This window comes from Aneurinibacillus sp. UBA3580 (assembly GCF_002375825.1).
In the GTDB taxonomy this organism is placed as follows: domain Bacteria; phylum Bacillota; class Bacilli; order Aneurinibacillales; family Aneurinibacillaceae; genus Aneurinibacillus; species Aneurinibacillus danicus.
In genome coordinates this window covers 70,137-78,326 of sequence record NZ_DFMZ01000004.1, presented here as the reverse complement: position 1 = coordinate 78,326, position 8,190 = coordinate 70,137, and the positions used below count along the sequence as shown (strand labels likewise).

Sequence of the window (8,190 nt, the reverse complement as noted above, 5' to 3'; positions counted from 1 at the left end):
TCAGCAGGTTGGCGGCACGCTCGGTAACGAATTCCGGCATGCTGTTGTTAATCTCGCCGGCCAGCTCAATCAGGCGGGTATGGTAGTTATATTCACGCGCTTTCCAGGTCAGATAGAACGGGTCGATCGGAATGCAGTGTCCGCCAAGGCCCGGACCCGGATAGAATGCCATGAATCCGTACGGCTTCGTTTTCGCGGCGTCAATCATTTCCCAGACGTCGATGCCCATCTTGTTGCAAAGAATCGCCATCTCGTTCGCCAGCGCGATATTGATGTGGCGGAATGTATTTTCATAGATTTTCTCCAGCTCAGCTACCGCCGGGCTGGATACTTCGTGTACTTCCCCTTCGAGCACGGAGCGGTACATGGATGCGGCCACTTTCGTGCAATCCGGCGTTACGCCGCCGACTACTTTCGGGGTATTCTTTGTGTTGAAGTGTTTATTACCCGGGTCAACGCGCTCCGGCGAGTATGCGAGGAAGAAGTCTTGTCCGCAGACAAGGCCGGATTCTTCGAGAATCGGCTTCAGCAATTCTTCCGTCGTACCCGGATATGTCGTACTTTCAAGTACAATCAGCATACCCGGATGCAAATACTTAGCGACTTCGCGTGCGGATGATTCTACGTAGCTGGTGTCCGGCTGCTGGTAGGCATCAAGCGGCGTCGGCACGCAGATGGCTACGGCATCTACCTCGTTGATGAACGAATAGTCGGATGTCGCGCGCAGTTTCCGCTTCTGTACGATTTCACGCAGATCATCGTCCACGACGTCTCCGATGTAGTTCACGCCCTCGTTGACCATGTCCACTTTGCTGGCCTGCACGTCAAAACCGATCACGTTGAACCCGGCTTTCGCTTTCTCTACAGCCAGAGGAAGGCCGACGTACCCGAGGCCGACCACGCCGATAACGGCGGTCTTTTGTTCGAGTTTCTGCATTAATTGTTCTGCTAACGAAGATACAACTGCTGTAGACGTAGTCATACTCTCTCTCCCTTCGCTTCGAAGAATTCACGCACAACCGAGATAACATATTCTTGATCATCTGACGCCAGTTCCGGATACAGCGGCAGCGCCATCGTTCCGAGTGCGGCTTTTTCCGATTCGGCAAGGCTTCCAGCTTCGTATCCAAGCCCCTTGTATACTTCCTGCTGGTGCAGCGGAACCGGATAGTAGACGCCGGATGCGATGCCGTGTTCTTTCAGATACGCCATCAATTCATCACGGTATTCGGTTTGGATGATGTACAGATGGAATACCGCTTCACGGTCTTCTTTCACGTACGGCAGCTTAATCGGCAGGTCTTTCAGCGCTTCGCTGTAGATGGCCGCTTTCTCGCGGCGCTGCTGGTTCCACTGGTCGATGTACTTCAGTTTTACCTGCAGCATGGCCGCCTGCAGCGCATCCAGACGGCTATTGTAGCCGATCATGGAATGATAGTATTTCGGGTTGCTGCCGTGTACGCGCAAGATTTGAATTTTGCGGGCCAGCTCCTCATCGTTGGTTACCACGATACCGCCATCACCGTAGCCCCCCAGGTTCTTCGTCGGGAAGAATGAGAAGCAGCCGGCCGTACCGATGGAGCCGATGCGCTGGCCTTTGTATTTCGAACCGATTGCCTGGCATGCGTCTTCAACAATGTGCAGGTTATATTTATCCGCGATGGCACGGATTTCATCCATATCTACCGGCTGGCCGAAAATGTGAACCGGCATAATCACCTTTGTTTTCGGTGTAATCGCCGCCTCCAGCTTCGCCGGATTTATGTTATATGTGTCAGGGTCGATGTCGACAAACACCGGTGTTGCGCCCAATTGAGAGATGACTTCCGCAGATGCAAAGAAAGTGAACGGCGTCGTAATGACCTCATCTCCCGGTCCCACGCCCATCGCATCGAGCGTCAGAAGCAGCGCGTCCGTACCGTTCGCTACGCCAATCGCATACTTCGTGCCGCAGTATTCCGCCATGGCCGCCTCGAAGTTTTTCACGAACGGTCCCATGATATAATTGCCGCTTTCCAGCACGTTATCTACCGCCTGTTTAATTTCCGGTTTAATGTCCTGGTACTGGGCGGTTAAGTCCAGCAAGGATACTTTGCGCAATGTTTTTTCCATGGTGATTCCTTCTCCTCTCACTGTTGGGTGCTAACTAATTCTTTGCTGTCTTCCCATTTGACGGGTGCATTTTTCTCGGCTGCTTCGTATACGGTCAGAACAAGCTGCAGTGCATTGCGGCCGTCCTGCCCGGTCACGAGCGGCTCTCTGTCTTCACGAATCGCATCCGCCATATCAGCGATGATGCGCTGGTGTCCCGGCGTACCATACGGGTCTTGATCGACCCGTTCGATGATCGTTGCCGCCTCTTCTTCGGATACACCTTCAAAAATCAGATGCTTAATCCAGTTGGCGGTCCTGCCGGAGATAACGGCGCTGCCCGTCTCGCCAAAGATGCTGAGCGATTCCTCATAGTTCTTCGGATAAATGGTTGCGGCCGCCTCAATGATGCCAAGCGTGCCGTCTTTGAACTTCAGCACGGCGACAGATACGTCTTCCGCCTCGATATTGCGCAGGCGCGTTGCATTATAGGCCTGCACTTCTTCGACCGGACCGGCGAGCCAGTACATCAGGTCCAGATTATGAATGGCCTGGTTCATCAGCACGCCGCCGTCCATTGCTTTCGTGCCGCGCCATGGTGCCTGATCGTAATACGCCTGGTTCCGATTCCAGCGTACCGTCGCGTTAACATGACTAAGCTTGCCGAACAGGCCCTGATCTTTTAATTTCTTCAGTTCCATGACAGCCGGCCGGAACCGGTTCGGATGCACAACCGAGAGTTTGACGCCGTTGTCAGCGCACGCTTGAATGATGCGGTCCGCATCTTCGAGCGTTAGCGCAATTGGCTTCTCGACGATGATATGCTTCTTCGCCGCCGCGGCCTGTACCGCAAGCGGTGCGTGCAATCCGCTCGGCGTGCAGATGTTCACGACATCAAGCTCCGTTTCTTTCTCCAGCATATCTTCGAGCGAAAGATAGCCGCGTACATTATGTTTTTCCGTGTATTCTTTCAAACGCTCTGGATTAGTATCGCAAACCGCGATAAGGTCTGCGTTCGGAATATTACGAATTGCTTCGATATGTTTGTTCGCGATATGTCCGCATCCAACGATAGCAAACGAAATAGCAGACATTGAGCCACTTCCTTCGTTTAAATTGATTGTAATCTTGTATAATTGCTTATATACTTAAAGTAGTATTTATTATTTAAGATATAATGGGTGAATTCTGGGCATTTAACCCGACCTCACACCACACCCTTGACGATGAACGTCTAAGGCATCGTCCTTCTTTGTTGCATGCCCACAGCATGGCCGAGTGCCTGCAGTGATAGAGGTGCAGCAGGCGGTTACCTGACTATTTTAACCCTGGTCCGGTTAGAACAGTCCGAGGAATTTTTGGCGTTTCTTTTTCCTGTCAAACGGGCGCGGTGCAGGCACCGCAATGTCCTGTCCGGAGACGAGCAGACGCGCGTTTTCTTTGAAGAAATCGGTATACTGCCCGCCAAGCTTCCGGTCAATCCATTCGTATGCCGCTTTCAGCGCAAATCCTCGACGTGCAATGTTATGCGCATCAGAAGCGATGAAATGAATAAGATTGTGCTCAATCAACTTACGCGAGATACCCTGATACTTACTGCTGAACTCACCGGCGACACTCGCCGCCGTCAGCTGGGCAAGCGCCCCTTTCTCCACCATGCGGTGCAGAATGGACGGCCGCTCGCGTATGTCATGGTTTCGTTCCGGATGGGCAATGATCGGGACATACCCTTCCACCTGCAAATCGAACAGCAGGCGCTGTGTATACGCCGGAACATGATCATACGGCAGCTCAATCAGAACGTACAATTGAGTCTGGTTTAACGTTATCAAGGTCTGATGGGCCGCTTGAAAGTCCTGCACAATCTCTCCGTAGAGATGCAATTCCATTCCCGGGAGAATCGTGAGTGGAATCTTATTGTCTTCAAGCAGGCGGTTAGCTTCGTCCACTCGCTGCAGGATGACTGAAGCAGGATTATCATACTTTCCGTCCCTATGATGCGGCGTGGCGATTACATGTGTAATGCCGTTTTGCACGGCATCCTTTGCCAGTGCCAGCGTATCTTCGGGAGTCTGGGCTCCGTCATCTAGCCCCCACAAAATATGATTATGAATGTCTACATTCATTCCCGCTCCCCTTCCTTCAAGATTCAGTCTATTGCTGGTAGTAATAGTAGTAGTCGTTTTTCTTCATCTTTTTGTTATTGAGCACAACGCCAAGCAGGCGCGTGTTTGTGCTTTCTAACTGCTGTTTTGCTTTTTTTGCCATATCGCGACTCGTCTTGCCCGAGTTTACGACCAGAACGCATCCATCCACCAGTCTGGCAAGAATGGTAGAATCGGCAACCGCCAGCGTAGGGGGCGTGTCCAGGATAATCGCGTCGAAATGCTTATCCATCTCTTCCATCACCACCCTCATCTTCTTCGAGCCGAGCAATTCCGCAGGATTGGGCGGAATCGGTCCCGCCGTCATGACAAACAAATTTTCGATGCCTGTCTTCTGCACAGTATTCTCCAGCGGAACCTGTCTCGCCAGATAATTCGTAAGCCCGCGGCGGTTCGGCACATGGAATGTGTGGTGCGCGGTCGGTTTACGCAAGTCGGCGTCAATGTACAATGTACGCTTGCCTGCCTGCGCCATGACAACGGCCAAATTCGCCGATGTCGTCGACTTTCCTTCCTCCGGTGCCGTACTGGTCACCAGAATGGACTTAATCTCTTCATCTACGCCTGCAAATTGAATATTGGTGCGCAGCGTCCGGTATGCCTCCGATACCGGCGATTTCGGGTCCCAATGCGCAATCAGCTTTTCATATCGTCTATTTGCCGTATCAATTGTACTCATGAATGTTCACCTGCTGCTGCTACCTGAGCTTTTCTCTCTTCCAACTTACGAACGCCCGCCTTATCGCTGGCTTCGATTACCGCAATCGAACCGATAACCGGCAAACCAAGATGTTTCTCGATGTCCTCTTCCGTCTTCAGCGTATTATCCAGATACTCAAGCAGGAACGCAAGCGCCATGGAGAAAATAAGACCGATCACAAATGCAACTGCCATATTGACAATCGGCTTCGGCTGCACCGGGCCTCCGTTTGTATCCGCCTTCGCTTTCGTCAGAATCTGTACGTTATCTACTTTCATGATATTTGTAATCTCTTCTTGGAAGGTTTGCGCGACGGTGTTGACAAGCATAGCCGCCCGCTGCTTGTCCGGGTCTTTCGCTTCAATGGAAATGACCTGTGAATCTTTGACCGCCGAGACGCTAATCTGGCTGGTCAGAGCCGATACTCGATCCGGCTGTCCCATCTTCTGGGCTACCTTATCCATCACGCGTGGACTTTTCATTACAACGCTATATGTCTCAATCAATTGCAAATTGGATTCGATGTCATTCCTAGAAATCGTCCCTGTCTTGCTTCCTTCTTGCGACTTGTTCACCAGCAGTTCCGACTTCGCCTGGTAGACCGGAGTCATAACCAGATACGTAATTCCTGCGCTCACTGCGACAAAAAGCAGCGTAATAAGAACAATCATCCAGAATCGTTTGCGAAGAGTAATGACAACTTCCCGTACATTCATTGTTTCTTCTTGTTGTGGCATCCTCCAATTCCTCTCTTACAATTTCGTTGTGCTGATGTCCTTCACGTAAAACACTATATACTAAGGCGCGGGAATGAAAAATGATACGAAAATTGTATTTTAAATTTCCAAAATTAGTCTTTTCATACCAGCAAATCATTGGGAATTTTTCCTGCCATTTTTACAATTTTGCTTTTTTGCTAACGTTCCGTTTCTTTTCTGTGATCAATTTGTTAAAAATATATAAAAATCATTCTCAATCTTATCGATTAAAAAAGCGCATTCATCCTTTAGAGATAGGCATTCCAGCGTTTTTTCATACAAGTGACGGAAAATACAAAATAATAATTCCGACTTTTTTCCTTGACAATAATTTTCTTATGAATTTCTAACTAAAATATTCAGGGGCAAAAATCGCAAAAAAAAAGCACCGTGGCTTTTCAACTGCAATCTCGATATGAAAAACATGAGAAGGACAACCAGCTTTTGCGGCGCGAAGGAGAAGAGAGGAAAGGATGAGGAAGGAATTCTAATGCAGAAAAAGGCGAAGTCTTTTTTCTCCCTCAGATCTTTTTTCCTCTTTCTCTCTTTCTTTTTTCCTTATTTCCACACAAAAAAAAAGAGAGACAAAAACCGTCTCTCTTCCTATTTATGCTGTTGCAGAAAGGCGTCTATCCGGTCAATGGCCATCTCCAGATTTTCCAGCGAGGTAGCATACGAGCAGCGAATATGCTGTGCTCCGCCTTCACCGAATACATGACCGGGAACGACGGCTACCTTCTGTTCAAGAATAAGTTTCTCGGCGAATTCTTCCGCCGACATACCTGTCGAAGCAATAGACGGAAATGCATAGAATGCGCCTTCAGGTTTATGGCAGGACAAGCCGATTTGTTCAAACGATTTCACCACATAATTGCGGCGTTGACGGTAGCTTTCTACCATGCGGTCTTTGGCTTCCATGCCGTGGCGAAGCGATTCAAGCGCCGCAACCTGCCCCATAATCGGTGCGCATAGCATCGTATACTGATGAATTTTTACCATCGCTTGAATTAAATCCTCCGGACCGGCCGCATAACCGATACGCCAGCCGGTCATAGCGAATGCCTTGGAGAAACCGGATAAGAGAATCGTCCTGTCTTTCATGCCGGGCAATGAAGCGAAGCTCGTATGATTTGTATCGTACGTTAGCTCCGCATAGATTTCATCAGAGATTACGAGTAAATCATGACGGGTAATCACATCTGCGAGCGCAGATAGCTCTTCCTTCGTCATAATCGAGCCGGTCGGATTGTTCGGAAAACAGAAAATAATGGCCTTCGTCCGGTCGGTAATCTTTGATTCAATCTGCTGCGGCGTCAGCTTGAATTGCTGATCAATGGATGTCTGTACTGCAACTGGAACGCCGCCCGCCAGGCGAACTACCGGATCATAGGACACATAACAGGGCTCGACGACCAGTACTTCGTCGCCCGGATCGAGAATGGCCCGCAGCGCAAGGTCGATGCCTTCACTGGCTCCTACCGTAACCACTATCTCTTTATCCGGATTATAGTTTACCTGGAACGAAGAAGCGAGATAGCGGCAAATCTCTTCGCGCAATTCATAAAGACCGCTATTGGACGTATAGGCGGTATACCCCCGCTCCAGTGATGCAATCGCTGCTTCGCGCGTATTCCACGGCGTAACGAAATCCGGCTCCCCTACACCGAGGGAAATCACGCCTTCCATTGAAGACGCCAGCTCGAAGAAACGCCGGATGCCGGACGGCGGAATGGACTGAATCGTACGGGACAGACGGCGATTGGCAACCCGGGACATACTCATGGCGTAACAACCATCCTTTTATCGTCTTCGGGCTGCTCCAGAATCACGCCATCATGCTTGTATTTCTTCAGAATAAAATGCGTCGTCGTCGAGATAACCGAGTCGAGCGCAGACAGCTTCTCAGACACGAACTGCGCAACCTGGCGCATCGTTTTTCCTTCGATAACGACAGATAAATCATACGCGCCCGACATCAAATAAACAGACTGCACTTCCGGAAAGCGATAGATTCGCTCCGCTATGTCGTCGAATCCGACTTCGCGCTTCGGCGTTACTTTCACATCGATCATCGCTGTTACGAGATCATCCGCATCAACTTTCTCCCAGTTGACGATAGCCGGATATTTAATGATAACCTTCTCTTTCTCCAGCTTCGTGATGGTCTCCCTGACATCCTCCACGGTCGTATCAAGCATTGTAGCAATCGTTTCTGCGGAACGGCGGCTGTTCTCCTCCAGGATATGCAGCAGCTCCCGCTGTTTATCTCTCTCCACTTTCATCCAACCCTTCTGTCTCCACTTTTTTTATTTATAATATAACAATATTCAGGATATTGCCGACAAAACTTCTTATAATCTCATCTTCAGCAAAAAACCACTATGGATTTTCAGCCGTAACCCCGATAGGAAAATCGAGGGAAGGGCAGCCGACTTTTGTGGTACGAAGGAAAGGAGAGAAAAGAACGAGACAATGA

The 8,190-nt window shown here is 49.9% G+C and carries 8 protein-coding genes; all 8 read right to left on the bottom strand.

The genetic code is table 11. From position 1 onward, the window contains the following. Window positions 1-982 (bottom strand): nucleotide sugar dehydrogenase (locus B2899_RS00655; protein WP_286883256.1); only part of this gene is annotated, 982 nt, incomplete at its 3' end. Further along, entirely contained in the window at window positions 979-2,112 is a 1,134-nt protein-coding gene (locus B2899_RS00650) for a DegT/DnrJ/EryC1/StrS family aminotransferase (RefSeq protein WP_146811537.1), read from the bottom strand. The genes B2899_RS00655 and B2899_RS00650, both read right to left, overlap by 4 nt. A gap of 17 nt (window positions 2,113-2,129) precedes the next feature. Continuing rightward, a complete protein-coding gene (locus tag B2899_RS00645; protein ID WP_146811539.1) occupies window positions 2,130-3,185 on the bottom strand; it encodes a Gfo/Idh/MocA family protein in 1,056 nt (351 codons plus the stop codon). Window positions 3,186-3,428: 243 nt separating this feature from the next. Continuing rightward, window positions 3,429-4,217, bottom strand: a complete 789-nt coding sequence (locus B2899_RS00640; RefSeq protein WP_146811541.1) for a tyrosine-protein phosphatase — start codon at window positions 4,215-4,217, stop codon at window positions 3,429-3,431. A 28-nt stretch (window positions 4,218-4,245) separates the two neighbouring features. Further along, window positions 4,246-4,935, bottom strand: a complete 690-nt coding sequence (locus B2899_RS00635; RefSeq protein WP_146811542.1) for a CpsD/CapB family tyrosine-protein kinase — start codon at window positions 4,933-4,935, stop codon at window positions 4,246-4,248. Next, entirely contained in the window at window positions 4,932-5,693 is a 762-nt protein-coding gene (locus tag B2899_RS00630; protein ID WP_286883250.1) for a YveK family protein, read from the bottom strand. The genes B2899_RS00635 and B2899_RS00630 overlap by 4 nt, the downstream gene beginning before the upstream one ends. Before the next feature lie 624 nt (window positions 5,694-6,317). Continuing rightward, window positions 6,318-7,496, bottom strand: a complete 1,179-nt coding sequence (locus tag B2899_RS00625; protein ID WP_414631735.1) for an aminotransferase — start codon at window positions 7,494-7,496, stop codon at window positions 6,318-6,320. After that, window positions 7,493-7,996, bottom strand: coding sequence for an Lrp/AsnC family transcriptional regulator (locus tag B2899_RS00620; RefSeq protein WP_174760626.1), 504 nt, complete (start codon window positions 7,994-7,996; stop codon window positions 7,493-7,495). The genes B2899_RS00625 and B2899_RS00620 overlap by 4 nt, the downstream gene beginning before the upstream one ends. Window positions 7,997-8,190: the final 194 nt, after the last annotated feature.

Bases quoted from the DNA above. Each gene is read 5' to 3' on its own strand.
- B2899_RS00625 (WP_414631735.1), bottom strand. From the start codon at position 7,496: ATGAGTATGTCCCGGGTTGCCAATCGCCGTCTGTCCCGTACGATTCAG.
- B2899_RS00650 (WP_146811537.1), bottom strand. From the start codon at position 2,112: ATGGAAAAAACATTGCGCAAAGTATCCTTGCTGGACTTAACCGCCCAG.
- B2899_RS00620 (WP_174760626.1), bottom strand. From the start codon at position 7,996: ATGAAAGTGGAGAGAGATAAACAGCGGGAGCTGCTGCATATCCTGGAG.
- B2899_RS00635 (WP_146811542.1), bottom strand. From the start codon at position 4,935: ATGAGTACAATTGATACGGCAAATAGACGATATGAAAAGCTGATTGCG.
- B2899_RS00645 (WP_146811539.1), bottom strand. From the start codon at position 3,185: ATGTCTGCTATTTCGTTTGCTATCGTTGGATGCGGACATATCGCGAAC.
- B2899_RS00640 (WP_146811541.1), bottom strand. From the start codon at position 4,217: ATGAATGTAGACATTCATAATCATATTTTGTGGGGGCTAGATGACGGA.
- B2899_RS00630 (WP_286883250.1), bottom strand. From the start codon at position 5,693: ATGCCACAACAAGAAGAAACAATGAATGTACGGGAAGTTGTCATTACT.